This is a genomic window from Pigmentiphaga soli (assembly GCF_039541095.1).
GTDB lineage: Bacteria > Pseudomonadota > Gammaproteobacteria > Burkholderiales > Burkholderiaceae_B > Pigmentiphaga > Pigmentiphaga soli.
Window position 1 is genome coordinate 17,949 of the sequence record NZ_BAABFO010000029.1, and the last position, 24,680, is coordinate 42,628.

The 24,680-nt window shown below is 69.8% G+C and carries 23 protein-coding genes and 1 pseudogene; 11 read left to right on the forward strand and 13 right to left on the reverse strand.

The features are described 5' to 3' along the window. Window positions 1-58 precede the first annotated feature (58 nt). Both ABD927_RS21315 and ABD927_RS21320 read right to left on the reverse strand, forming a co-directional pair. Complete coding sequence (locus ABD927_RS21315) at window positions 59-1,294, reverse strand: CaiB/BaiF CoA transferase family protein (protein ID WP_345251884.1); 1,236 nt, start codon at window positions 1,292-1,294, stop codon at window positions 59-61. Between the two features lie 31 nt (window positions 1,295-1,325). Further along, complete coding sequence (locus ABD927_RS21320) at window positions 1,326-2,303, reverse strand: NAD(P)-dependent oxidoreductase (protein ID WP_345251922.1); 978 nt, start codon at window positions 2,301-2,303, stop codon at window positions 1,326-1,328. A gap of 160 nt (window positions 2,304-2,463) precedes the next feature. On the opposite strand from ABD927_RS21320, the gene ABD927_RS21325 reads away from it, so the two are divergent. Continuing rightward, window positions 2,464-3,429, forward strand: a complete 966-nt coding sequence (locus ABD927_RS21325; protein ID WP_345251885.1) for a PfkB family carbohydrate kinase — start codon at window positions 2,464-2,466, stop codon at window positions 3,427-3,429. Here ABD927_RS21325 and ABD927_RS21330 read toward each other — a convergent pair. Continuing rightward, window positions 3,413-4,162, reverse strand: coding sequence for a GntR family transcriptional regulator (locus ABD927_RS21330; RefSeq protein WP_345251886.1), 750 nt, complete (start codon window positions 4,160-4,162; stop codon window positions 3,413-3,415). The two genes, ABD927_RS21325 and ABD927_RS21330, sit on opposite strands and share 17 nt — an antisense overlap. Window positions 4,163-4,345: 183 nt before the next feature. Between ABD927_RS21330 and ABD927_RS21335 the strand changes: the two genes are divergently transcribed. Then, window positions 4,346-5,386 carry a PhnD/SsuA/transferrin family substrate-binding protein gene (locus tag ABD927_RS21335; protein ID WP_345251887.1) on the forward strand — a complete coding sequence of 347 codons (1,041 nt, stop codon included), beginning with the start codon at window positions 4,346-4,348 and terminating at the stop codon, window positions 5,384-5,386. A 13-nt stretch (window positions 5,387-5,399) separates the two neighbouring features. Here the strand turns inward: ABD927_RS21335 and ABD927_RS21340 are convergent. Then, window positions 5,400-6,047, reverse strand: a pseudogene (locus ABD927_RS21340) (low affinity iron permease family protein). Then, window positions 6,044-6,514, reverse strand: coding sequence for a hemerythrin domain-containing protein (locus ABD927_RS21345; protein WP_345251888.1), 471 nt, complete (start codon window positions 6,512-6,514; stop codon window positions 6,044-6,046). Before ABD927_RS21345 ends, ABD927_RS21340 begins: the two are co-directional and overlap by 4 nt. Window positions 6,515-6,666: 152 nt before the next feature. Here ABD927_RS21345 and ABD927_RS21350 point away from each other — a divergent pair, with 152 nt between their 5' ends. From ABD927_RS21350 to ABD927_RS21360, 3 genes are all read left to right on the forward strand, one after another. Beyond that, window positions 6,667-7,278: a glutathione S-transferase family protein gene (locus ABD927_RS21350; protein WP_345251889.1), complete on the forward strand. Its 612-nt coding sequence runs from the start codon at window positions 6,667-6,669 to the stop codon at window positions 7,276-7,278. Window positions 7,279-7,425: 147 nt separating this feature from the next. Continuing rightward, window positions 7,426-8,286 (forward strand): TauD/TfdA dioxygenase family protein, encoded by an 861-nt coding sequence (locus ABD927_RS21355; protein ID WP_345251890.1) that lies wholly within the window; start codon window positions 7,426-7,428, stop codon window positions 8,284-8,286. A gap of 65 nt (window positions 8,287-8,351) precedes the next feature. Then, window positions 8,352-9,314, forward strand: a complete 963-nt coding sequence (locus tag ABD927_RS21360; protein ID WP_345251891.1) for a Bug family tripartite tricarboxylate transporter substrate binding protein — start codon at window positions 8,352-8,354, stop codon at window positions 9,312-9,314. On the opposite strand, the gene ABD927_RS21365 is transcribed toward ABD927_RS21360, so the two are convergent. Then, complete coding sequence (locus tag ABD927_RS21365) at window positions 9,311-10,225, reverse strand: LysR family transcriptional regulator (protein ID WP_345251892.1); 915 nt, start codon at window positions 10,223-10,225, stop codon at window positions 9,311-9,313. The genes ABD927_RS21360 and ABD927_RS21365 overlap by 4 nt on opposite strands. A 51-nt stretch (window positions 10,226-10,276) precedes the next feature. Beyond that, window positions 10,277-11,710, reverse strand: a complete 1,434-nt coding sequence (locus ABD927_RS21370; protein WP_425570331.1) for an NYN domain-containing protein — start codon at window positions 11,708-11,710, stop codon at window positions 10,277-10,279. Between the two features lie 92 nt (window positions 11,711-11,802). On the opposite strand from ABD927_RS21370, the gene ABD927_RS21375 reads away from it, so the two are divergent. Continuing rightward, window positions 11,803-12,750 carry a LysR family transcriptional regulator gene (locus tag ABD927_RS21375; RefSeq protein WP_345251894.1) on the forward strand — a complete coding sequence of 316 codons (948 nt, stop codon included), beginning with the start codon at window positions 11,803-11,805 and terminating at the stop codon, window positions 12,748-12,750. Between the two features lie 55 nt (window positions 12,751-12,805). Here the strand turns inward: ABD927_RS21375 and ABD927_RS21380 are convergent, their stop codons facing one another. Genes ABD927_RS21380 through ABD927_RS21390 form a run of 3 tightly spaced genes read right to left on the reverse strand, consistent with a single transcriptional unit; the run spans window position 12,806 to window position 15,007 of the window. Beyond that, complete coding sequence (locus ABD927_RS21380) at window positions 12,806-13,606, reverse strand: aspartate/glutamate racemase family protein (protein WP_345251895.1); 801 nt, start codon at window positions 13,604-13,606, stop codon at window positions 12,806-12,808. 14 nt (window positions 13,607-13,620) lie between these two features. Continuing rightward, complete coding sequence (locus ABD927_RS21385) at window positions 13,621-14,205, reverse strand: cysteine hydrolase family protein (protein ID WP_345251896.1); 585 nt, start codon at window positions 14,203-14,205, stop codon at window positions 13,621-13,623. A 49-nt stretch (window positions 14,206-14,254) separates the two neighbouring features. Continuing rightward, window positions 14,255-15,007 carry an SDR family oxidoreductase gene (locus tag ABD927_RS21390; RefSeq protein WP_345251897.1) on the reverse strand — a complete coding sequence of 251 codons (753 nt, stop codon included), beginning with the start codon at window positions 15,005-15,007 and terminating at the stop codon, window positions 14,255-14,257. A gap of 381 nt (window positions 15,008-15,388) precedes the next feature. On the opposite strand from ABD927_RS21390, the gene ABD927_RS21395 reads away from it, so the two are divergent. The 4 genes from ABD927_RS21395 to ABD927_RS21410 all read left to right on the forward strand — a co-directional run bounded on the left by ABD927_RS21395 (window position 15,389) and on the right by ABD927_RS21410 (window position 20,501). Then, window positions 15,389-16,396 (forward strand): Bug family tripartite tricarboxylate transporter substrate binding protein, encoded by a 1,008-nt coding sequence (locus ABD927_RS21395; RefSeq protein ID WP_345251898.1) that lies wholly within the window; start codon window positions 15,389-15,391, stop codon window positions 16,394-16,396. Window positions 16,397-16,412: 16 nt separating this feature from the next. Next, window positions 16,413-17,165 (forward strand): hypothetical protein, encoded by a 753-nt coding sequence (locus tag ABD927_RS21400; RefSeq protein ID WP_345251899.1) that lies wholly within the window; start codon window positions 16,413-16,415, stop codon window positions 17,163-17,165. A gap of 134 nt (window positions 17,166-17,299) precedes the next feature. Beyond that, entirely contained in the window at window positions 17,300-18,358 is a 1,059-nt protein-coding gene (locus ABD927_RS21405) for a glycosyltransferase family 4 protein (RefSeq protein WP_345251900.1), read from the forward strand. A gap of 7 nt (window positions 18,359-18,365) precedes the next feature. Next, a complete protein-coding gene (locus tag ABD927_RS21410) occupies window positions 18,366-20,501 on the forward strand; it encodes an amylo-alpha-1,6-glucosidase (RefSeq protein WP_345251901.1) in 2,136 nt (711 codons plus the stop codon). A 15-nt stretch (window positions 20,502-20,516) separates the two neighbouring features. Here ABD927_RS21410 and ABD927_RS21415 read toward each other — a convergent pair whose 3' ends face one another. The 3 genes from ABD927_RS21415 to ABD927_RS21425 are packed head-to-tail and all read right to left on the reverse strand — an operon-like array spanning window position 20,517 to window position 23,591. Next, complete coding sequence (locus ABD927_RS21415) at window positions 20,517-21,647, reverse strand: mandelate racemase/muconate lactonizing enzyme family protein (RefSeq protein ID WP_345251902.1); 1,131 nt, start codon at window positions 21,645-21,647, stop codon at window positions 20,517-20,519. A 13-nt stretch (window positions 21,648-21,660) separates the two neighbouring features. Further along, entirely contained in the window at window positions 21,661-22,590 is a 930-nt protein-coding gene (locus tag ABD927_RS21420) for a TauD/TfdA dioxygenase family protein (protein ID WP_345251903.1), read from the reverse strand. 41 nt (window positions 22,591-22,631) lie between these two features. Beyond that, window positions 22,632-23,591 carry a Bug family tripartite tricarboxylate transporter substrate binding protein gene (locus ABD927_RS21425; protein ID WP_345251904.1) on the reverse strand — a complete coding sequence of 320 codons (960 nt, stop codon included), beginning with the start codon at window positions 23,589-23,591 and terminating at the stop codon, window positions 22,632-22,634. 146 nt (window positions 23,592-23,737) lie between these two features. On the opposite strand from ABD927_RS21425, the gene ABD927_RS21430 reads away from it, so the two are divergent. After that, window positions 23,738-24,535 carry an IclR family transcriptional regulator gene (locus tag ABD927_RS21430; protein ID WP_345251905.1) on the forward strand — a complete coding sequence of 266 codons (798 nt, stop codon included), beginning with the start codon at window positions 23,738-23,740 and terminating at the stop codon, window positions 24,533-24,535. Window positions 24,536-24,680: the final 145 nt, after the last annotated feature.

Consider the following 24,680-nt stretch of genomic DNA (forward strand, 5'->3'; position numbering starts at 1 on the left):
GTCAGTTTTCCCACGACGCATGAACCCGCGCCGCCCCATCCGGGGCACACCGGAATGGTCATCGCAGCCGTTCGACGTAGGCCTCGATCTGCCGCTCGTCCCACCCCAGCCATTGCTGCAACACTTCCTCGGTATGCGCGCCCAGCAGCGGGGCGCTGGTCACCTCCACGTGCGAGGCCGACATCTTCACCGGCCAGCCCGGCATCACGACCTCGCCGCGCACGGGATGCCGCACCGCCGCGAAGGTGCCGCGGCGGCGCAGGTGCTCGTCTTCCATCAGTTCCTGCGTATCCAGCACCGCGCCGGCCGGCACGCCGCCCCGCTGCAGCATCTCCATCGCCTCGATCTTGGTGCGGTGGCTGCACCACTGCGCCAGCAGCGCGTCGACGTCTCGCACATGGGCGATGCGCGCCTCGGGGCTGCAGAAACGCGGGTCGTCCATCAGGTCTTCGCGTTCGATCACCTTGAGCAGCGCATGCCACTGCTTGTTGCCGCCGCGCGAGGTGTAGATGAACACGTAGTCGTTCTGGCCGAACGGCCGGCACGGATACAGCTCGCACGGCGCGCTGGTGCCCAGCACGCCCTGGTTGCCCTTTCGTTCGGGCGGCCGGCCGCGCATCAGCTGGGCGGCGAAGTTGATCCGGTTGAAGTTGATGACGGCGTCCTGCATCGATACTTCGATGCGCTGGCCCTGCCCGGTGATCTGCCGCTGCAGCAGCGCCGACAGGATGCCGATCGTGCAGTGCAGGCCGGCGCCGGTGTCGCCCACGTTGGGGCCGGGCTTGAGCGGCGGGCCGCCCTCCACGCCGGTCAGCGAGACCGACACGCCCACCGACTGCGCGATGTAGTCGAAGCTGAGGTAGTTGGCGTAGGGACCGTCGGGCGCGAAGCCCTTGATCTGCGCGTAGATGATGCGCGGGTTGATCCGGCGCACTTCGTCGTAGCCGAAGCCCAGGCGCTCGATGGTGCCGGGCGACATGTTCTCGATGAACACGTCGGCCTGCGCGATCAGTTCGCGCACCATGCGCCGGCCGGCCTCCGACTTGATGTCGCAGGCCAGGCTGCGCTTGTTGGCGTTCATCAGGATGAAGAAATAGGAATCGATGCCGACCTGCTCGGTCGAGGCATAGCGGCCGCTTTCCCCGCGCCTGGGCTCCTCGATCTTGACCACGTCGGCGCCCAGCCAGGCGAGCGACTGGGTGCACGACGTGCCCGATTCGAACTGCGTGAAATCGACGACCTTGATGCCGGACAAGGCCTTGCCCTGTCCCTCGGCCCCGGTGGACTGGTTCATGGGTTTCCTTTGTATCGACGGCGGATGGCGCTCAGCCGCGCACCTCGGCCTTGCCCCACGACTCGATCACGCGGCAGATCGAGGTGAAGTCGGAATCGGCGCCGAACATCGCGTTGGTCACCGCCAGCATCTCGCGCACCGCGGCGCCGGCCACCATCGGCACGCCCAGCGATTCGGCCTCGTCCACGCACAGGCGCACGTCCTTGTACGACAGGCCGGTGGCGAAGCCGAAGTCGAAGGTGCCGGGCAGCACCGAGCGCGGGAACTTGTCTTGCGTGGCGCTGTTGCGGCCGGTGCCGTTGTTGAACACCTCCAGCATCACGCGCGGGTCCAGACCGGCCTTCACGCCCATCACCATCGCCTCGGAAGTGATGACGATCGCGCTGGCGGCCAGCAGGTTGTTGGCCAGCTTCATCGTCTGCGCCTGGCCGGCGCCTTCGCCCAGGTGGAACAGCTTGCCGAAGGTTGCCAGCAGCGGCTGCAGTTCGGCGTAGACGGCCTTGGGGCACGACACCATCACCGCCAGCGTGCCCTTGGTGGCGCCGGCGATGCCGCCGCTGACCGGCGCATCGGCGTAGGCGATGTCGCGCTGGGCCAGCGCGCGGGCCACGATGCCCGCCACGCGCGGGCCGATGGTGGAGAAATCGGCCACGCGCCGCACGGCCGAGCCTTCGATCAGGCCGTCCTTGCCGAGCGCCACCTGGTGGACGATGTCGGGATTGGGCAGGCTCAGGAACACCGTCTCGGCGACGTCGCCCACGCCGCGGGGCGAGGCCGCGGCCTGCGCGCCGCGCGCCGCCAGCGCCTGCATGGCCTGCGGGCTGCTGTCGTACACGCATACACGGTGGCCCGCGTCGAGCAGGCGCGTGGCCATCGGGCCGCCCATGCGGCCAATGCCAATGAAACCGACCGTCTTGCCTTCCATTCCTGGCTCCTCCGTATGGCGGCGCCGGCCGCGGTCCCGTGCGGTGCGGGATCTTCCGCGGTTCAGGCCCGGCGCCTGGTGCAGCGATTCTAGGAGCCTGCCCGCCGTTTATCGCCGCCATTCCAGGCATACCAGAATGACGATTCGCGGCATGGCGAGGTTACAGGCGCGCGGCGGCCTTCCTTCATAATTGCGGGACCGCGCCCCTTCCGGCCGCGGCGCGCATAGAACGAGGATGTCCGCCATGCCAACCGTCGCCGGCGCGCCGCCGGAACCGCCGCGCATCGCCGTGCTGGGCAGTTTCATGCAGGCCTGCTGCTGGCGGATGGCCCGCCTGCCGCGGCGCGGCGAATCGGTATGCGCCGAGGCCTTCGCCACCGAGCCCGCGGGCAAGGGGCTGAGCGTGGCCGTGGGCAGCCGCCGGCTCGGCGCGCGGGTCGACCTGCTGATGGCGATCGGCAACGACTACGTGGGCGACCGGCTGCTGCAGCGGCTGTCCGACGAAGGCCTGGCCGCCGGGCACGTGCACCGGCGCGGCGCCCGTTCGGGCTACGGCGCGGGCCTGGAGGGCGGCGGCGACAACGCCATCGCCGTCTTTCCCGGGGCCAACGCATTGCTGGCGCCGGCTGACGTCGCCGCCGCCGAGGCCGACATCGCCGCGGCCGGCCTGCTGTACGGGCAATTCGAGGTGCCGCCGGCCACCGTCGAAGCGGCGTTCCGCGCGGCGCGCGCCCATGGGACCAGGACCGTGCTGAACCCGTCTCCTTGGCGGCCGCTTGCGCCGGCGTTGCTCGCGCTGGCCGACGTTTTGATCGTCAACGCCGTCGAGGCCCGCGCGCTGCTGCGGCGGCCGCTGGCGCCGGACCGGGCCGGCTGCGCGGCACGGCTGGCCGCGGCGCTGCCGGCACTGCGCCGCCGCTGGCGGGGCGAATGGCTGGTGGTGAGCCTGGGCGCCGAAGGCAGCCTGGCCGTCGCGCGCGACGGCAGCGTGGCCGAGGCGCCCGCGCTGCCCGTGCCGGCCACCCGCAGCGTCGGCGCCGGCGACGCCTTCAGCGCCGGCTTCTGCGTGGCGCTGGCGCGCGGCGCCGGCGTGAGGCAGGCACTGCGCGAAGGCAATGCCTGCGCCGCCCTGGCCGTCGGCCGCGACGGCATCCTCGACGCCCTGCCTCGCGCGGAAGAACTGGCGGCGGCGCTCAGGCCTTCAGCTTGAGACGGTAGGCGTAGGCGTCGCCGCGGAAGGTTCCTTCCACGTATTCCACCAGCACGTCGTCGGCCGAGTGGCTGCGCCGCTTGAGCAACAGACAGGGGCCGGGGCGTTCGAAGCCGAACACCGCGTCCTCCACCGGCGAGCTCAGGATGGCCTCCACCGACTGGTCGGCCCAGGTCAGCTCGATGCCGCAGTGCTCCCGCAGCCGCGCATAGGCGGAGCCTTCGCCGTCCCACTCCGCCATGCCGGGCGCGACGGTCAGGTCGAACCAGGCCATTTCGCGCGACATCGGCACGCCGTCGGCCAGGCGCACCCGCACCAGCTTGAGGAAGGCCGTTTGCGACGGCCGGCCGAAGATCGACGCCACCGTGCGGTCGGCCGCGATCGCGCGTTCGACGATGCGGGCCGACGGCGTGAGGCCGAGTTCGCGCATTTCCTCGGTGAAACCCTTGAGCCGGTGCATGCCGGGCGACACGCGCGGCGCCGGCCCGACCGCCGTGCCGCCGCGCCCCTGCGAACTGACCAGGGACTGCGCCTCGCGCAGCCGGTCGTAGCTGCGCTTGACCGTGCTGCGGCTGATGTTCAGCGCCTTGGCCAGTTCCCGTTCCGACGGCAGCCCGCTGCCGGCCCCGAGTTCGCCGGCGTCGATCAGGGACTGGATTTCGCGTTGCAGCCTGACGTAGTACGGGCCGCGGACGGCGGCGGGGCGCTGCAGGCGGGAAAGAAGGAGGTCCAATGCCGATGCACCGGAGGGGGACGCATTCGCTGACATGCTGGCCACGGGCACGAGATGCGGCAAGTATATCTGCATTCAATTGTGTCATTGCTTGTATTGGACCTAAAAAGGGTATCCAATTCTGGCGAAAAGCAATCCAAACACAGTCCATTCCCTGTAGCCACTACGGCCCCAAACCGCCCCATGTCCGGTCGCCTACTTCTGCTATTGGCCATGCTGTGGTGCGCGGTGGCGGCGGCGCAGCAGCCGGCGCTGCGCTTCGGCATCCTGCCCAACAGCGACCCGCTGGAGGCCCGCAACGAATGGGCGCCGGTGCTGGCCGGCATGTCCAGGGCCCTGGGCCGCGCGGTGGAACCGCTGTCGCTGACCTCGTACGATGCGCTGGAAGCCGCGCTGCGGCGCGGCGACGTCGACCTGGCGCTGCTGTCCGGCCAATTGGCGCTGGAAGCGGCAACGCGGCAATCGATGGTGGTGCTGGCGCAGGCCCGTCACGACGATCCCGGCTGCTGCCGCTCGGTGCTGGTGGCGCGCCGCGACGCCATGCCCGGCACGCTGGACCAGATGCTGACCATGCCGGGCCGCTGGCGGCTGGCGCGCGGCGAACAGCAGTCGATGGCGGGCTACCTGGTACCCTGGCTGCAGTTGTTCCTGCCTCGGCACATTCGCCCGGAATCGTTCTTCGTCAGCGAAACGGAGGGCTACCACCAGAGCAACGCGCTGGCGGTGGCCAACGGCGAGGCCGATCTGGGCATCACGACCAGCGGCGACCTGGAGCGCTTCAGCCGCCGCTTCCCGCAGGAATACCGGCGGCTGGCGGTGCTGTGGCGGTCGGCGCAGTTCCCCGACGCCCACCTGCTCGCGCGGCGCGACCTGCCGGCTCCGCTGCTCGAACGCCTGCAGGCCTGGCTGACGGCCTACGGCCGCACGCCCGGGCCGGGCGGCGACGCCGAGCGGGCGGCGCTGCGCCAGTTGCGCGATTTTTCCGGCTTCACCGCGGCCGACGATACGGCGCTGCTGTCCACCGCGCAGCTCGTGTATCAGTTGGCGCGCCAGAGCGCGCTGCAATCGCGCTGGGTGAACGATGACGCGCTGCAGGCCCGCCTGCGGCGAGTCGACCGCGACTATGCCGGCCTGACCGCGATGCTGGAGGCCGAAGGCGGGATGCCGCCGATGCCGGCGCGGACGCAGGTGCCGGTCGTACCGGTATCCGACACGCGGCGCTGACCGGCGCCAGGCCTCATCCCTGCCGCGACGGCGCCGCAGCCGGCCGGCCCGGCGCCTGCGCCTGCCGCACCGCGCGGAAGCGTTCGCCCACGGTGCCGCACGGGCGCGTGCCGCGCCGGGCCGGCGGCGGGCAGCCGTTGAACGCGGTGCGGGCCCTGCCGCTGTTGAGCCGGGCCACGCCCTGCCCGGTCCGCCGCGAACGCTCCGCCAGCCGCGCATACACCCGCATCATCTGGTGCAATTCCTGTTCGTCCAGCTCTTCGATGTTGACCAGCTGGTTGCTGGCGCCCGACTGGGAGGCCAGCAGCTCGTCGAGCTTGAGGTGCAGCGCGACGCTGTCCTTGTTCTGGCTTTGCTGGATCAGGAACACCATCAGGAAAGTGACGATGGTGGTGCCGGTGTTGACCACCAGTTGCTAGGTTTCGGAATAGCCGAACACCGGCCCGCAGGCGGCCCACACCACGATGACGAAGAAAGCGGCGGCGAAGGCCGCCGGCGTGCCGACGCAGCGCGTGACGGAGCTGGCGAAGCGGTCGAACAAGGCCCGCACGGTACGCGGCCGCCGGGCCTTGGCGGCTTCGGTGGGCGTCGCGGCCTCGTCCGGTACGCCGCCCACGGCCGGCACGGGCGCCGTGCCGGCCGGCCGGGCCAGGGTACTCACGCCGTGGCCACCGCCATCAGTTCTTCCTTGCGCGCCTTCATGCGTTCGCCCAGTTCGCGCATGTCGACCTTCTTGGCGATGACCTTGGGAAACAGCTCGCCCTCCTCTTCCCCGACGTGGTGGTTGATGTATTCGCCGAGCACGGTGACCTTGGCGTCGAACAGGTCATCGCCGGGCTGCATGGCCTGGATCTGGGCGATCAGGTCCTTGGCGCTGGCATGCTCGACGACCGCCTCGTCCAGCATGTCCTCCAGGCCCGGCACGTCGCGCAGGAAGGGATAGAACAGTTCTTCCTCCAGCTGGGTGTGGGCGGTCAGCTCCATACAGACCTCGCGCGCGATCTGCCCCTTCTCGTCGTCCGAAGACGCCTGCTCGAAGGCCTTGAAGTGCTTTTTTGCACTGCGATGGTCATCCAGCAGCATGCCGATGGCGAGCCGTTGATCCGCCGGGATGGTCGACTTGTTCATGACGATTTTCTCCTGAGTCGCGCCTCGTGGCGCCCGACCGGCGGGTTGCAAGGAACGTGCCCGCCCCCGCCGGCCGCTTCGGGAGTACGATGACGGCGCCCGCCGCGCCAGCCGGCCGGCGCAACGTCCACCACCGGAGACCTACGACCGCCATGCCGATCCTGAGAACATCCCCCCCTTCGCCGTTCGGCCGCAAGATCAAGATCGCGCTCGCCGTGCTGGGCCTCGAAGACAAGGTCCAGGTGCAGTACGCCGATACCGCCGACGCCTCCGACAGCCTGCGGCAGCAGAACCCGCTCGGCAAGATCCCCACCCTGATCCTGGACAACGGCGAAGCCCTGTTCGATTCGCGCGTCATCATCGAATACCTGGAAGAAACCGATGGCCGCGGCATCCTGATCCCGCCGGCGCCCCACCGCATTCCCGTGCTGCGCCAGCAGGCGCTGGCCGACGGCCTGCTCGACGCCGCCATCCTCCAGATATACGAAGGCCGCTTCCGGCCTGCGGAAATGAAGGTGCAGAGCTGGCTCGACTACCAGCAGGCCAAGGTGCAGCGCGCGCTGGACTTCGCCGAAGCCCAGCTGTCGCAGCCGCGCGCCGGCACGCCGCACATCGGCGAGATCGCGCAGGCGGTGGCGCTGGCCTACCTGGATTTCCGTTTCGGCGGCAAATGGCGCGCCGGGCATCCGAAGCTGGTGGCGTGGCTGGCCGACTTCGAACAGCGCACGCCGGCATTCGCCCGCACGGCGCCGCCGGCTGCCTAGGCCCGTCGCCGCCCTGGCCGCCGCATCCCTTCCCGGCGGGGAAGTATTCACCGCCGAAATACCTTGCATGTCGTAGCGCGCCTATACAAGCCGGCGCACCGGGCTCAAGCTAAGAGCCGACCGCCAGCCTCGGGATGGCGACATGTCATGACGAAAAAGGGAAACGGTTCCATGGGCATTCGCTTCGCTCCATTGACGGAGCGCTTCGGCGCGGAAATCACGCAGGTCCAGGTCAAGGACCTGCGAGGCTCGGACATGGCGGCGCTGATCCGCCTCCTGGCCGAACGCGGCGTGGTCGTCGCGCGCGGCCAGGATCTCGCACCCGAGGATTTCATCGTCCTGATGAAGAAATTCGGGCCGCTGGAATTCAGCATCCGCGACGACTTCCACCTTGCCTCGCATCCCGACATCTACGTAATCTCCAACATCGTCGAAAACGGCAAGAATCTCGGCAATCCCTACGATGGGTTCGGCTGGCACACCGACATGGCGTTCTGCGAGCGGCCGACCGCCTATACCGCGCTATACAGCCTGGAAGTGCCGGCCGAAGGAGCCGATACGCTGTTCAGCAGCGCATTCGACACCTACGAGCGGCTGCCCGTGGAACGCCAGGAGGCGCTTTCCCGCCTGACCGTGCGGCATAGCCACGACATGCTGCACGCCACGCGCAAGAGCGCGCCGCCCCTGACCGAGGAACAGCGCGCACGCGCTCCCGACGTCTTCCATCCCCTGGTCCGGACCCATCCGATGACCGGCCGCAAGGCGGTCTACCTGAGTTCCAAATCGGCTCTTCCGCTCGGCATGCCGGAACCCGAGGGACGCCAGCTGATCGACGAACTCGTGGCCATGACTTCCAGGCCGGAAAATGTCTACGCGCATAAATGGCAGGTCCGCGACCTGGTGATCTGGGACAACCGGGGCATGCTTCATTGCGCCACGGAGTACGACCGAAAGAAATACAGGCGGCTGCTGTACCGGCTGACCGTCGGAGGGGAAAAGCCGTTCTAGTACGGCTGCGTTTCATCGGACGCGGCCCTCCGCCGTAGCTCGTTCAACAGGAGCCCGTAATGCGCGTGCCTTGCAGTCTATTCGTTGCCCTGGCGTCGTCCCTTGCCTGTCCCGCCCACGCCCAGGAGCCGTTCCCGTCCAAGCCGATCACCCTGATCGTGCCTTACACGGCGGGCGGGCCGACCGACGTCATGGGCCGCCTTGCGGCCAAGGCGATAAAAGACCGCCTGAACCAGCCGGTCATCGTGGAAAACGTGCCGGGCGCCGCGTCCAATGTGGGCGCGGCCCGCGTCGCCCGTTCCGCGCCCGACGGCTATACCTTGCTGCTCGGCACCAGCGTCACGTTCGCCATCAATCCCAACCTATACAAGAGCCTGCCCTACGACGCGCGAACCGATTTCGCACCGGTGACCGCGATCGCCCTGACCCCGTCGGTCCTGCTGATCAACGCATCGCTGCCCTTCAACGACGTAGGCGACCTGATCGATTTCGCGCGGCGCAATCCCGGCAAGCTCAGATACGCCTCGTACGGCTACGGCTCGGTGGGCCACCTGAACGGCGCGCAGCTGGCCGCGCGGGCCGGCATAGATCTCCAGCACATTCCCTACAAGGGCTCCGCGGAAGCCATCCGCGATCTGATGGGCGGCTACGTCGACCTGGCCTTCGACCCCGTGATGACGGCGGTGTCCAACATGAAGTCGAGCAAGCTCAGGGCCCTGGGCATCACCTCCGCCGAACGGTCTCCCGCCCTGCCCCGGCTCGCCACTATCGCCGAGCAGGGGCTGCCCGGGTTCGAGTATGCGGGCTGGTATGGCATCGTGGCGCCCGCCGGCACGCCGCCCGCCGTCCTGGACAAGCTCAACGCCGCGCTGGTGGCAGGCCTGCAAGATCCCGAGATCGCCCGGACATTGATCGCCAGCGGCACCTCGCCCGCCCCGATGTCGCAGCAGGAATTCGCCAGTCTCATCAGGTCGACGTACGACAAGTCCAAGCGCTTGATCGCCGAATACGGGCTGACGCCGAACTAGCGCTGCGCCGCCGATCTGAGGCCCAATTCCGCGATGGTCCGGCGCAGCCAGCGGCTGGCCGGATCCTCATGGTTGCGCATATGCCAGAATTGGCGCACGTTCACCGGGGGCAGGGCCAGCGGCAATTCATATTGCCGGTATTCCGCTCCGCAAAGGAACAGGCCCGAGCGGCTCGACATGGTCACCAGCAAATCGGTATGCCGCATCAATTCCGCGATGACCAGGTAGCTGGACGCACGGATCGCCACGCGCCGCGCGCAACCCTTGTTCGCAAGCTGCCGGTCGATATAGGCGTCGGTGCGGCTGGAGGAGACGACCAGATGCCGGGCAGCCAGGTACTGCTCCATGGTGAGGCTGTTGCCTTCGGGCCCCTCGTACGCCCTGCCCGCCACGCATACGTGGCGGTCCTCGAACAGCCGCTGCTGGTAGAAGCCCGTCTGCAGTTCTTCGAAATGGCCGATGGCCAGGTCGGCGCGGCCGGATTCAAGCTCTTGCACATAGGTTTCGCGCGCGGTCTCGCCCACCCGTATCTCTATACGCGGGCCATGTTCGCGCAGGTAGGTCGCCAGGGCGGGCAGCACCCGATGCTGCACCACGTCGGACATCAGCAGCGTGAATACCCGTTCGGAGCGCCGGGCATCGAATTCGTCCGGCGGGGACAGGCCGTCCCTGATAAGGCGGATTGCGGGAACGAGCTTTTGAGCCATGAGCTCCGCATAGGGGGTCGGCACCATGACACCCTTGACCCGGACGAACAATGGGTCTCCTGCGGCATTGCGCATCCGTCTCAAGGCGTTGCTGACCGTCGCCTGGCTCATTCCCAGGCGCGTGCCCGCGCGGGTGACGCTTTGTTCCTCGAAAAGAGCCTCGAACACAGGCAACAGGTTGAGATCGAAACCGGAAGTATTCATGGCGGAACGCTTCCCCGCAGCCTATGCGGCCATGGCGTGCGGCCGGCAGGCCTAGCCGCGCCCGCCGGACTTGCGCTCGCCGCCGGCGGCCGTCCCGGCGCCGGCCGCCTTGCGCGCCGGCGTCTTGCGGGAACGCTTGCGGGCCGGTGGCGCTTCCGCCTCGCCGCCGGCATCGGCCGCCGCGCCATCCGTCCCGGCACCGGCGCTTTCCGGCGAAACGCCGCCCTCCACGCCCGCGACGCCTGCCGGTGTCCGCTCCTGTGCTTCCGCTCTGGCGCCTGTCTTGCGCGGCGACCGGCGCCGCCGCGCAGGCGCGGCAGAAGCGGCTGACGAGACGTCGGCCGGGACGGCGGCCCCCTCGACCGGCGCCATGGACGGCTCCTGGCCGGCAGGCCCGATGTCGAACACGGGCGCCGGAATCGGTGCCGTGGCCTCGCCCGGCGTGGCCTGATCGTCCTCTGGCGCGGCCGGATCCGGCGGGGCCTCGGCCGGGACAGCCTCGGCCGCGGCGGTCTCGGCCGAGGCGGCGTCCGTCGGCGCGCCGCCCTTGCCGGCCCGTCCCCTGCCGCCGGAACGCCTTCCCCGCTCCCGCCGGCCCTGCTGGGCGGGCGGCGTCTCCGGCGCCTCGGCCGGCGCGGCGCCGGTTCCGGCCGCCACGGGCTCCGCGATGCCGCCTGCCGCCACATCGGCCGCTTCCGCGCCGCCATGGTTGCGGAACACGAAGGTGCCCGATTTCTCGTCGCGCCCGACCTCCAGCAGGCCCTTGGCCTGCGCCGCCTCCAGCAGGTTGCCGAAGCTGCGGAAGCCGAAATAGGACTCGTTGAAATCCGGCCGCCGGCGCTTGACGGCCTCTTTCAGCATCGAGGCCCAGATCTTGCCGCTGTCGCCGCGCTCGGCCACCAGCGCGTCGAAGGTCTCGACCGCCAGCGCGATGCCCTTGGCGCGCCGCTTTTCGATATCGTCTCGGCGCGGCTCTTCGGCCGGCTCGCGCCGGGCCGGCTGCGCCTCGCGCGTGTCGCGGCGGCCGGCGCGCTGCACGCGCACCAGGTCGTCGTAGAAAATGAACTCGTCGCAATTGGCGATCAGCAGGTCCGACGTGGATTGCTTGACGCCGACGCCGATCACCTGCTTGGCGTTCTCGCGCAGCTTGGACACCAGCGGCGAGAAATCGGAATCGCCGCTTATGATGACGAAGGTGTCCACGTGCGACTTGGTGTAGCAAAGGTCGAGCGCGTCCACCACCATCCGGATGTCGGCCGAGTTCTTGCCCGACTGCCGCACGTGCGGGATGTCGATCAGCTCGAAATTGGCCTCGTGCATGACCGCCTTGAAGCTTTTGTAGCGCTCCCAATCGCAATAGGCCTTCTTGACCACGGTGCTGCCCTTGAGCAGCAGGCGCTCGAGGACCAGGCCGATGTCGAATTTTTCGTACTTGGCGTCGCGCACGCCCAGCGCGACGTTCTCGAAGTCGCAGAACAGGGCCATGCTGACGATTTCCCGGGATGGGGCCACGCGAATCTCCTAAGGCTAGGCAACGATGTTACCCTGCCCCCGAACAACGCAAGGTAGAAATCGGAATGGATCGACTGTGGGCCATGCAGGTATTCGTCAGGGTGACGGAATCCGGCAGCTTCTCGCGCGCCGCCGCCTCGCTCAACCTGGCCAATGCCACCGTCACCGCCTGCGTCCGCAATCTGGAAAAGCACCTGGGCGCCACGCTGATCAACCGCAACACGCGCTTCCTGTGCCTGACCGACGCCGGCGAGCAGTTCCTGCGCGACAGCAGGCAGATCCTGCAGGCCGTCGAGCGGGCCGAGTCCGACATCCAATCGGCCATCGGCGAGCTGCGCGGCACGCTGCGCATGGAAGTGCCGATCGCGATCGGGCAGGCGCTGATCTGTCCCGCGCTGAGCCTGTTCGCGGCGCGCCATCCGCGCCTGTCGCTGGCGGTCACGCTCACCAACCAGACCCACAATATGATAGAGAACGCGATCGACGTCGCCATCCGCATGGGCCGGGTGGAGGAAGCCGACATGGTCGCGCGGCCGATCTTCGAGGGCCGCTACCTCGTCTGCGGCCGGCCCGACGTGGTCGACCGGCTGCCCGCCCATCCCTCGCAGCTTGATCCGCGGTTGTGCCTGGGCCTGGTCGACGAAGGCGGCTTCGTGCCCGCCGGCTGGCAGCTCGAGCGCGAGGGCGAGGAGCCGGTGTTCGTGCGGCCGGACGGCCCGCTGCACTTCAACAGCAGCAACGCGCTGATCGGCGCCGCGCTGCAGGGAACGGGGCTGGTGCACGTGCTGGACGTCTACGCCGACGCCTACGTCGCCAGCGGCGAACTGGCGTGCGCCTATCCGGAATGGACCACCGGCATCAAGCCTTTCTACGCCGTCACGCCGAAAACGCGCGTCATGTCGACCAAGATCCGCACGCTGATCGATTTCCTGCTGGAGACGCTGGACGCCCAGCGCCGCCCGCGGCCGTGGGAAGCGGTGCGGACCGGGCCGGCCGCCGCCTGGCGGCCGTGAGCCTTGCGACGGCGGGGCCAGGCGGGCAGACGCGGAAACGCCCTGCGTCCTTCGCCTACGGGAAATTGCGGTAGAACGCGCAGACCTCGTCTATCCGCTCCTGCGGCGGCGGCTCGCGGAAGATGCCCTTGCGGCTGGCGGTGATGCCCTGGCGCTGCAGGCCGACCAGCATTTCCGCATGCTTGGCCCAGCACGACAGCGAATCCAGGATGGGCACGCCGTCCACGCTGGTCACGCCCTGCTGCTGCAGCAGCACGCACAGCGGCGCCTCGCCCGGGATGATCACGTCGGCGCCGCGCGCGATCTCGCGCCGCGCGGCGGCGCGGAAACGCTCGATCAGCGGCCCCGGGTCGCCGCCGTAGGCCTGCAGCACGTCGTTGAAGCGAAAACCCACGTCCGACACGCCGCACAGCCGTTCCTGCAAGCCATAGCGCCGCGCGTTGTCGGCCAGCAGCACGTCGAACTCGCTGATGAACACCAGGATCGAGAAGCGGGCGCCCAGCAGGCAGGCCGTCAGCATCGCCGATTCGCCGTAGCCGACCACGGGTATGGTCAGCAGCGAGCGCAATTCGCGCAGCGCGGGATCGGGCAGCGTGGCGATCGCGTACGCGTCGAAGCCCTCGCGCTGGGCCTGCAGGCCGGCATGCACGAACTGCATCGAATGCAGGTATTGCAGGCCGATGTGGCGGATGTCGTGGCCGGGATAGTCGGAGCGGTAGGTGCCGGGCCGCATGCCGTGCATGACGATCTCGGTGCCCGGCGCGGCCACGCGCTGCAGATGGGCCGCCATCGCGTCGTTGTACGCGCCGAGGTCTTCGAGCACGGTAAAGCTCTGGTGCCAGATGCGAAGCGTCATGGTCGGGGTTCCGTTCAGGGGGCCGCGAAGTCGACGTCGCCGGACTGCACCACCCGGCAGAAGCGGCCGATGCTGCCGATCGAGTTCTGGTGCTCCTGCGCGGAATGCGCGGCGCAGCAGTCTTCCAGCACCACGACGTCGTAGTCGCGGTCGTGGGCGTCGCGCACCGTGGCCTGCACCACGGCCTGGGTCGATACGCCCGAGCAGTAGATGCGCCCGATGCCCAGCGCCCGCAGCTGGACTTCCAGGGTGGTCGAATAGAAGGGGCTGACGCGGTGCTTGGTCACCTGGACGTCGCCCGGCTGCTGCGGCAGGTCGGGATGGATTTCGGTGCCCCAGCCGCCGAGCTTGAACAGGCCCGCCTTCGGCGCCGCCGAGAACACCTGCGAACCCGTCGGGCACTCGTGGTAATCGGGCGAAAAACCGACCCGCACGAAACCGACCGCGACGCCGGCCTGGCGGGCGCGGGCGATGGCGGCGGCCGTCTTGGCGACCACGTCGCGCGCCCGCACCTGCTCGCCCATCGGCGACTTGCCGTTCGGGCCGTCGGGGTGGACGAGGTCGTTCTGCATGTCGAGAACCAGATAAATGGACTTCATGGATGGGTGATCCGGAAAACGTTGATGAAGGAAAGACGCGGCGGGCAGTCTAATCGCACCACATGCCGCCGTTGATGTCGAGGATCTCGCCGCTGATGAAACCGGCCTCCTCGGCCGCCAGGAACAGGACGGCGCGCGCGACGTCGTCGACGGTGCCCATGCGGCCTGCCGGGATCAGCGCGCGCAGCGTGGCGGGGAATGCGGTCGTCATCGCGGTGGCGATCGGGCCGGGCGCCACCGCGTTGACGGTCACGCCGCTGGCCGCGAGCTCCTTGGCCAGGAAGGCCGTCATCGCATGCACGCCCGCCTTCGAGACGCCGTAGGCGACGTTGCCGGCGATGCGCTGCTCGGCCGGATCCAGCCAGGGCCGCGCGTTGCCGCCGTTCTTGCCCACCACCGAGCCGACGTTGACGATGCGGCCGTAGCCGCGGCGCTTCATGGTGCCCATCACCGCCTGGCAGGCCAGGAAGCTGCCCTTCAGATTGATGTCGATGACGCGGTCCCACTCCGCCTCGGCCAGGCCGTGCGCATCGCCGAACGACACGACGCCCGCCGCGTTGACCAGGATGTCGACGCCGCCGAACTCGCGCTCGACCGCCTCGACCAGGGCCCCGACCGCGGCCTTGTCGGTCACGTCCAGCGGCCGCACGCCCTCGGCGCCGGCCGCCGCGCCCTTGCCATGCAGGTCGGCCGCCACCACGCGCGCGCCGTGCGCCCGCAGCGCCTCTGCCACGCCGCCCCCGATCGATCCCGAGCCGCCCGTTACCAGCGCCACGCGGCCGGTGAAATCCGGAGCCGCCATCAGGCGCCCCCGCCGGCCTCGGCCTTGTCGAATGGGTGTTGTGCCACGTCGGCATCCTCGTAAGAACAGAAACGCATAGCGTGCGCTGCGGCAGATGATTTGACGATACGGCCCCATCAAAAAGGCTCTTAGGTTTTCGCGAATAATCGGCTTTGCCCACCACGGGCGGACCGCCGTTCCGGGCCTCCCCCGGGCTCCCTCTTGCCCGCCGCATTCGGGATAGCCGAACAACCCGTTCATAATTTTCGAACGACGCCAGAACCCGCTCCGATAGACTTGGTAACGACTGCTGCCCAGGGTTCGGCCCGCCGGGCGCTGCCCGCCCGACGCTGTGCCGGGCCCGTTACACCATTACACATTGAACGATTGGAGGTGACCCCGGTGAATCCGCTATCGAGCCATCGGCGCAACAAACTCGCCCTCGCGGCCTGCGCGGCGGTCGCGCTGTATGCGTCGGCCGCCTGGCCGCAAGCCCAGAACGACGCCGCCCACTACCCGTCGCGGCCGATCCGCCTGGTCGTGCCGTTCGCCGCCGGCGGCGGCACCGACGTCCTGGCCCGCCTGATGGCCAAGCCCATGGGCGAAAAACTGGGCCAGCCGGTCGTGGTGGAAAACGTGACCGGCGCGGGCGGCACGATCGGCGCCGTGCAGGTGGCGCGCGCCGCCGGCGACGGCTACACGCTGATCATCGGCACGCCCGGCAGCATCCAGGTCAACCCGGCGATGCAGCCCGACCTGCGCTACAACCCGCAGAAAGACTTCATTCCCATCTCGCGCTTCTCCGACAGCCCGGTGGTGCTGGTCGTGAACAAGGACACGCCCTACCATTCGGTACAAGACCTGATCGACGACGCCCGCAAGCGGCCGGGCGCCATCAACGTCGGCAGCGCCGGCGTCGGCTCGATGGCGCACTTCAGCGCCGAGATGTTCCAGTATCTCGCCAAGGTCAAGTTCACCCACATACCGTACCGCGGCACCTCGCAGGCCCTGACCGACCTGCGCTCGGGCGCGCTGCAGGTGGAGTTCGAGAACCTGCCGGCGGTGCTGGGCCTGGTCAAGGAAGGCCAGTTGCGCGCGCTGGCCATGGGCTCGGCCTCGCATTCGAGCTTCCTGCCCGACCTGCCCACGCTGGCCGAGAAGGGGCTGCCCGAGTACGAGTCCACCTCGTGGACCGGCCTGTTCGCGCCGGCCAGCACCCCGCCCGCCATCGTTGCGCGGCTGGAGCAGGCCGCGATCGCGGCCGCGCGCGATCCGGCCACCCTGGCTGCGCTGAAGGAACTCGGCGCCGAGCCGGTCGGCAGCACGTCGGCGGAATTCCGCACCTTCCTGGAGCGCCGCCAGCCGCTGGTGGAAGCAATCGTCAAGGCTTCCAATATGACGACGAAGTAGGCTCAAGGAGACACTGATGCACGGCTCCGACCGCAAACCCGCGCCGCCGCAGACCGGCAGCGGCCTGTCCAGTACCGAGGAAGTGATCGCCCGGCTGGACGAATTCCGCAGCCGGCGCGGCTACGTCAATCCGCAGCAGGGCCCGATGGCCGCCGCGCTGCCCGGCGTGTTCGACGGCTACCGCGTGTTCTACAAGGCGCTGGTGCTCGACGAGAAGCACCTGGCGCCGCTGGAGAAGGAATTCGTCTGGCTGGTGCTGCTGTGCGTGGCCAATGAGCTCGGCACCCACCACCTGAACCTGTTCTTCAAGCACGGCGGCACCAATGCCCAGGCCAGCGCGGCGTTCCGCCTGGCGGCGTGGGTGGCGGGCGTGAGCTCGTTCGTGTTCGTCGAGCAGAACTGGCAGCGCTATTTCCCCGAAGTCCGGGCGCGCGACACCTACCTGGCCGGCGTCGATGCGCTGATCGCCGGGCTGGAGGGCGTGACGCCGGAATGGGCGCACCTGGCGCTGCTGTCGGCCCACTCCGGCGCCCACTCGAAATGGGGCGTGGCCGCCGAGCTGGAAGCCGGCTACGCGCTGGGCATCCCCGAGGCCAAGATGGCCGAGGCCATGAGCGTCGCGCTGTGGCCCTGCGGCGCCAACAGCTTCCACGACGCCGCCGGCGTCTGGCTGGAACTGATCCGCGCCGGCCGCGTGCCGGCCTCGCCGCAGTTCAAGGCCTGGGCCGAGCTGCCCAGCCAGGACGGCTTCGAACTGAAGCCGCGCTGAGCCCGCCGCGGGGGCGCCGGCCGCCGGCGCCCCCCTCTTGAAATTCCATCCCTTCGCCCCGATTTCCGATTTCGCGCCGGGCGCGCCCCAGCGGCGGGCCCCTTTTTCTATTCTGTTTTTTCGCGAGGACGGATGTGAAGATCGCGCAAGTCGCCCCCCTGTACGAAGCCGTGCCGCCGCGCCTGTACGGCGGCACCGAACGGATCGTGGCCCATCTGGCCAATGCCCTGGCCGACCAGGGCCACGACGTGACCCTGTTCGCGTCCGCCGACGCCGACACCCGCGCCCGGCTGGTGCCGGTCCGCGACCAGGCCCTGCGGCTGGACCCGGCCCCCCTGAAGTCCGACCTGGCCTGCCACCTCGGCATGCTCGACCAGCTGAGGCGGCGGGCCGGCGAGTTCGATGTTCTGCATTTCCATATCGACCTGCTGCATTTCCCGTTCTTCGAGTCGATCGCCGGGAAGACCCTCACCACCCTGCACGGCCGGCTCGACCTGAAAGACCTGGATGTGGCGTACCGCCGCTGGGCCGGTTTCCCGCTGGTTTCGATCTCGATGGCGCAGCGCGCGCCGCTGCCCGAGGCCAACTGGCACGGCAACGTCCACCACGGGCTCGATGCCGCCGGCTACCGGCCGCCGGCGCGGCCGGCCGGCGACTACCTCGCCTTCCTGGGCCGCATCTCGCCCGAGAAGCGGCCCGACCGCGCCATCGCCATCGCGCGCGCGGCCGGCCTGCCGCTGAGGATCGCCGCCAAGGTCGACGCGGCCGACCGCAATTACTTCGAGCAGCGCATCCGCCCCATGCTCGACGACCCGGCGGTGGAATTCCTGGGCGAGATCGGCGATGCCGACAAATCCGATTTCCTCGGCAATGCCCGCGCGCTGCTGTTCCCCATCGACTGGCCCGAACCGTTCGGGCTGGTGATGATCGAGGCCATGGCCTGCGGCACGCCGGTCATCGCGTGGCGCTGCGGATCGGTGCCCGAAGTGGTCGACCCGGGCGTGACGGGCGTCATCGTCGACAGCGAGGCGCAGGCGGCCGAGGCGGTCTGGCAGGTGCAGCGCCTGGACCGGCGGCAGATACGGGCCACTTTCGAGCGGCGCTTTTCGGCCGCGGCCATGGCGTCCAACTACGTCGACCTGTACCGGCGGCTCACCGACGGCGATCCGCGGGTACGGGCGCAGGCGGCGTGAGGCGGCCATGGAAGGCGGACCGGACGCGCCCCTGGCGCCGGAGCGCAGCCCTGCGCGGCTGTCGGTGCTCAAGGAGGGCGACACGTTCCTGGTGGCGGACGCCTACGGCGACGTGGTGGGCGAGGAGGACGGGCTCTTCAGCAACGACACGCGGGTGCTGTCGACGCTGCGGCTGGAATTCGCCGGCAGCCGCCCCTCGCTGCTGTCCAGCGGCGTCGGCCAGGACAACGTTTTCTTCATCGCGCACCTGACCAACCGGCCGCTGCCGCCGCTGGGCAGCGAGCCGGTGCCGGAGGGGCTGATCCACATCGAACGCAAGCGCTTCCTGTGGAAGGACCGCGTGTTCGAGCGTATCGGCCTGGTCAACTACGGCGACCGCACCATCGAGGCGCCGCTGGCGCTGCGCTTTGCCGCCGACTTCCGCGACATGTTCGAAGTGCGCGGCCAGCAGCGCGCGCACCGCGGCAAATTCGACGGCTCGCGCATCGGCGAGCGCGGCGTGGAAATCCGCTACCGCGGCCTGGACGGGCTGTCGCGCCGCATGGCCATCGATTTTTCGGCAACGCCGGAACGGATCGAAGCCGGCCGTGCCGATTTCATCGTGCGGCTGGCGGCGCGCGGCGCCTGGGAGCTGTACCTGGAGATCGGCGGCGAGCCGGCCCAACCCGGCCGCGCGCGCTACCGCCATGCGGCCGCGCAGGCGCGCCGCCACATGCGTGGGCGGCGGCGGCCCGGCGCGCGCGTGCAGGCCGGCGCCCGCCTGTTCCAGTCCTGGCTGGACAAATCGCGCGCCGACCTGGCGCTGCTGACCACCGACCTGCCCGGCGGCCCCTACCCCTACGCCGGCATCCCATGGTTCTCGACGCCGTTCGGCCGCGACGCCATCGTCACCGCCTTGCAGATGCTGTGGCTCGATCCCGGCCTGGCGCGCGGGGTGCTGACCTACCTGGCCAGCAACCAGGCCAAGGAGACGTCCGCCTTCCGCGACGCCGAGCCCGGCAAGATCATGCACGAGACCCGCAAGGGCGAAATGGCGGCCGTCAACGAACTGCCCTTCGGGAAATACTACGGCGGCGTCGACACCACGCCGCTGTTCGTGATGCTGGCCGGCGCCTATGCCGAACGCACGGCCGACCTGGCCTTCATCGAGCAACTGCGGCCGGCCCTGGAGGCGGCCGCCGGCTGGATCGTGCGCAGCGCGGCATCGCATCCGCTGGGGCTGCTGGCCTACGCCCGCTTCGAATCGAGCGGACTGTTCAACCAGGGCTGGAAAGACAGCCACGATTCGATCTTCCATGCCGACGGCAGCACGCCGCCGGGTCCGATCGCGCTGGTGGAGGTGCAGGGCTACGCCTACCGCGCCTACTCGGTGATGGCGCAGCTGGCGCATTGGCGCGGCGACGCCGCCGCCGCGGCCGGCTGGCGCGAACGCGCCGACGCGCTGCGCGCCACGGTCGAGCACCGCTTCTGGCTGGAGGACCGGCAATTCTACGCACTGGCGCTGGACGGCGAAGGCCGCCCGTGCGAGGTGCGCGCCTCCAATGCGGGGCACCTGCTCTACGCGGGCCTGCCGCACAAGAAGCGCGGCCTGGCCGTGGCGCGGCAACTGGCGTCGCGGGCCTTCAATTCGGGCTGGGGCATCCGCACCCTGGCGCCGGAGGCGGCGCGCTTCAGTCCCATGTCGTACCACAACGGCTCCGTATGGCCGCACGACGTGGCGCTGTGCGCCGCCGGCATCGCCCGCTACGGCGAGCGGGAAGCGGCCGTGCTGCTGCTCAACGGCATCTTCGAGGCCGCCGTGCATTTCGGCATGCGGCTGCCGGAACTGTTCTGCGGCTTCGCGCGCGAGGCCGGCGAGGCGCCCATCGCCTATCCCGTGGCCTGCCTGCCCCAGGCCTGGGCCGCCGGCTCGGCCTTCATGCTGCTGCAGGCCTGCCTGGGGCTGCGCATCGACGCCCACCGCCATACGGTGCAGATCGAACAGCCGAGCCTGCCGCCGGGCGTCGACCGGCTGCGGATCGGCGGCCTGCGGATCGGCGAACAGCGGCTGGACCTGCTGTTCCAGCGCATCGGCGACCGCGTCGTCGCCGCGGTGGAAGGACAGGACGGGCCGCAGCCGGTCAATGTGGTGCTGCGCTTGTGAACGGCGGGCGGCCGGCTACGCCGCCACCGCGAACCGCCGCACCGCCTGTTCGTCCAGCTCCAGCCCCAGCCCCGGCCGGTCGCCCAGCGTGATGACGCCGTTCACCGGCTGTGGCGGGTCCTGGTACAGCGGGCGCCACCAGGGCATGTATTCCACATAGGCGCCGGTGCGCACCGCGCCCAGCAGGTGCGCGTGCAGCTCCGGGTTGGAATGCGCCGACACCGGCAGGTCGGCCACGTCCATCACCGCCGCGGCCTTGGCCCACGGCGTGACGCCGCCCAGGTGCATGCCGTCCAGGATCGCGTGATCGACGCGGCCGGGCAACTGGTGCAGCGCCTGCAGGCGCGAGATGCGCTCGCCGGCGGCGATCGGCACCGCGTGCACCGCCCTGGCGTCGGCCAGGCCCTGCCAGTCGCCTTCGCGCACCGGCTCCTCCAGCCAGTAATAGCCCAGCTCGCCCAGCGCGCGCGCCGTCTGCACCCCGCGGAACGGCGTCAGTCCCCACAGCGCGTCGACCATCAGCCGCACGTCGGGCCCCACCACGCGCCGCACCAGCGCGGCGCGCGCCACGTCCTGCTCGAAACTGCGCGGGCCGCCCAGGCGCAGCTTCATCGCGGTCCAGCCGTCGGCCGCGAGCCGTTCGGCCTCGGCCGCCCATTTGGCGTCGTCCTGGTGCCGCCACAGCGTCCAGCTGGCATAGGCGGGCACCTCGCGCCGGCAGCCGCCCAGCAGCTTCCACAACGGCATGCCGGCATAGCGGCCGGCGATGTCCCACAGGGCGATGTCGACCGCGGCCAGCGCCAGGTTGGTGGCGCCGCCGTGCAGCAGGTCCACCGTCAGGTTCCACATCAGATCGTGCAAGGCGGTGCGCAGCAGGGCGTCGCGGCCCTTGAGCTGCGGCGCCATGCTGTCGACCACCTGCGCCAGCGCGGCCAATTGGCGCGGGCTTTCGAAGGTGGCCCAGCCCAGGCCCTTGACGCCGTCGGCGGTCCATACCTCCACCAGCAGCGTCGCGAACTGGGTGCGGGCGCCCAGGAAGGGATGCACGATCGGCTCTTCCAGCGGCACCGCGACGATGCGCGTGGCAATCCGTTCGATGGCGCTGCCGCGGCCCGCGGCAAAGGGGGTGTCGTCTTGCGGGGGCATGGGCTGTCCTCGTCTATTGCACGGCCGCCGCGCCGGCGGCCGACGGGATCGGCACCGTGCCGCGCAGCGTGGTGCGATGCATGCGACGGCGCAGCGGCAGGTCGAAATCGCCGGTGGCCTTGTGGATGCAGGAACAGTTGTCCCACATCACGAGGTCGCCCGCGGCCCAGCGGTGGCGGTAGATGAACTCCGGCTGCAGCAGGTGCCGGCGCAGCGCCTCCAGGATCTGCTCGGCCTCGGCCTGCGGCACGTCGACGATGCCGGAGATCGCGCCTTCGCTGTAGTAGATGCACTTGCGGCCGGTGCGCGGGTGCAGGCGCACCAGCGGATGGGTGATCTCCTGCAGCATGTTCTTGCTGCGCTCTTTCATTCCTTCGATCTCGGCCTGCGTCAGCGCGCCGCCGCTCTGGGCCTGCGCGGCGGCCACGCGGAAGTCCACCAGGCGCCGCGTGCTGTACAGCGCCTGGCGTCCCTCGATGGCGCGCCGCAGGTCCGGCGGCAGCCCGTCGTAGGCGGCCTGCGTGCTGCAGAAGAAGGTGTCGCCGTAGACCCGGCCGTCTTTCTCGGGCACCTCCAGCGCGTACAGCAGCGAGCCGCGCGGCGGCGCCGGGATGGACCACATGTCGGTATGCCAGTAGCGGCCGGCGTCGCCCAGCCCGATCGGCTGGCCGTCGTCGCCGAGGATGTTGGAAACGACGAAGATCTCGGGATGGGTCTTCAGGTTGTAGCGCTCGAGGATGTAGCGGTCGAGCGGGCCGAAGCGGCGGCTGAAGGCGATCTGCTGGTCGGGCGTGATGCGCTGGCCGCGGAAGACGATCACGCCGTAGCGGTCGTAGGCGTCCTGGATCTGGGCGAATTGTTCGTCGGGAATCTCGTGCGACAGGTCGACGCCGACGATTTCGTGGCCGAGCGGCGCGTCGGCGAAGCGGATGAAGAACGACATGGACGTTGGCTCCTGTTCAAACGAAGACCCGGCCGGCGGCCTCACTCGGGTTCGATCCCGGCGCCGGCCACGATGCGGGCCCACTTTTCTTTCTCGGCGGTCTGGAAGCGCATCAATTCTTGCGGCGTGGTCGGATAGGGCTCGCCGCCGGCCTTGGCGATGAACTCGCGTACCCGCTCGCTCTTCAAGGCCGCGGTCAGCAGCTGGTTCAGGCGGGCCACGACGGGCGCCGGCGTGCCGGCCGGCGCCCACGCGCCCAGCCAGTAGGTCAGCGCATAGCCCGGCACGCCGGCCTCCGCCATCGTGGGCAGCTGCGGCTGCGCCTGCAGCCGCTTGGTGCCGGTCACCGCCAGCGCGCGCAGCTTGCCGGACTCCACCAGCGGCATCAGCGTCACGGTATCGGCGATCATCAGGTCGACCCGGCCGCCGACCAGGTCGGTGGCCGCCTGCGGGTTGGTCTTGTACGGCACGCCGGTCAGCCTGATGCCGGCCAGCTGGCTGTACAGCTCGGCCGCCGCGCGCACCGACGAACTGCCGTAGCCGAAATTGATCCGGCCTGGCTCGCGCCGCGCCATCTCGGTGAGCTCGCCGATGCTGCGCACCTTGGACCGGGCGTTGACCGCCGCCATCAGATTGCCTTGCAGGATGCCGGTGAGCGGCGCGAAGTCGGACACATAGTCGTAGGGCAGCTTCCGGTAGAGGCTCTGGTTGGCCGCGTGCGTGGAATTGGTGCCGATGAAGACGGTGTAGCCGTCGGCCTCGGCCTTGGCCGCGTACGAGGCGGCCAGGATGCCGTTGGCGCCCGGCCTGGCCTCCACCACCACCGGCTGGCCGGTACGGTCCGACATGTCGCTGGCCAGCATGCGGGCCACCGCCTCGGGCGTGCCGGTGCAGCACACCACCATGTGGATGGGCTTGGCGGGGAAGGCGTCCTGCGCCGGCGCCAGCACCGGCAAGGCAGCCGCCAGGGCCGCGGCGCATAGCCTGGAAATCGGGAACATCGCTCGTCTCCTTCCGCGGCTCTGCGGCCGCGTGCTCGTTGCTGCCATCCTAGGTCGGCGCCGCATCGCTTCCTAGAGGCCGGCGGCCCGGCAGGGGCAAAATAGTTCACAATGCGAAACTGTGAGTCATGCCCGCGGGACACGCCATGGCATTGCCCGATCCTCCGAACGATCCGCCGCATCGCACCGGTACCCAGGCCATTTCGCGGGCCGCGCTGATCCTGCGCCAGCTCAGCACGCGCGGGCGTTTCGGCTGGCGCCTGAGCGACCTGGCCGACCGCTGCGGGCTCGACCGCGGCACCACCCACCGCATCCTGGCCGGCCTGGTCCGCGAGCGCCTGGTGCAGCAGCGCCGCAGCGACCATCACTACCTGCCCGGCCCGCTGGTGTTCGAGATCGCGCAGGCCATGCCCGCCTACGCCGCCTTCCAGCACGCCTGCGCGCAGCCGCTCGAACGCCTGGCGCGCCGCTTCGGCGGCCTGGCGCTGATGCACCTGCACAGCGGCGACGACACGGTCTGCATCGGCCGGGCCGGCGAATCGGTGTACGTGGGCACCGCGATGGACCTCGGCACCCGCTGGCCGCTGATCGCCTCGGCCGGCGGCGTGGCGATCCTGATCGCGCTGCCGCCGGCCGAGCGCGAGCGCATCAAGGCCAGCAACTTCGCCCGCATGGCGGCGCGCACGCGCACGGCGGTCAAGGCGATCGAGGCGATGATCGAACGCTCCCAGCGGCAGGGCCTGGCCTTCAACCGCGGCGAGACGGCGGCCGGCGTGCATGCCTTCGCGCTGCCGGTGCGCGGCGCCGGCGGCACGGTGTTCGGCTCGCTGGCCATCGCCTGCCACGCGCCCGAGGTGCCGGAGGCGCGCATGCCGGAAGTGGTGGAGGCGCTGCGCGCCGAGTGCCGGCTGCTGGAGGCCGAGGCCGCCAAGGTGATGGAATAGCCTGGCCGGACGGGCCAGGCCGGCGCGATCCATGAGTCTTGCTATTCGACTTTTGAAAATATCTCAAAGCCGGATCCGCCGCCTTGGGGCTACACTTCGCACTCCGGCTGCCCGCCCCGCAGCGACCCCGGAATCCCGAGAAGAA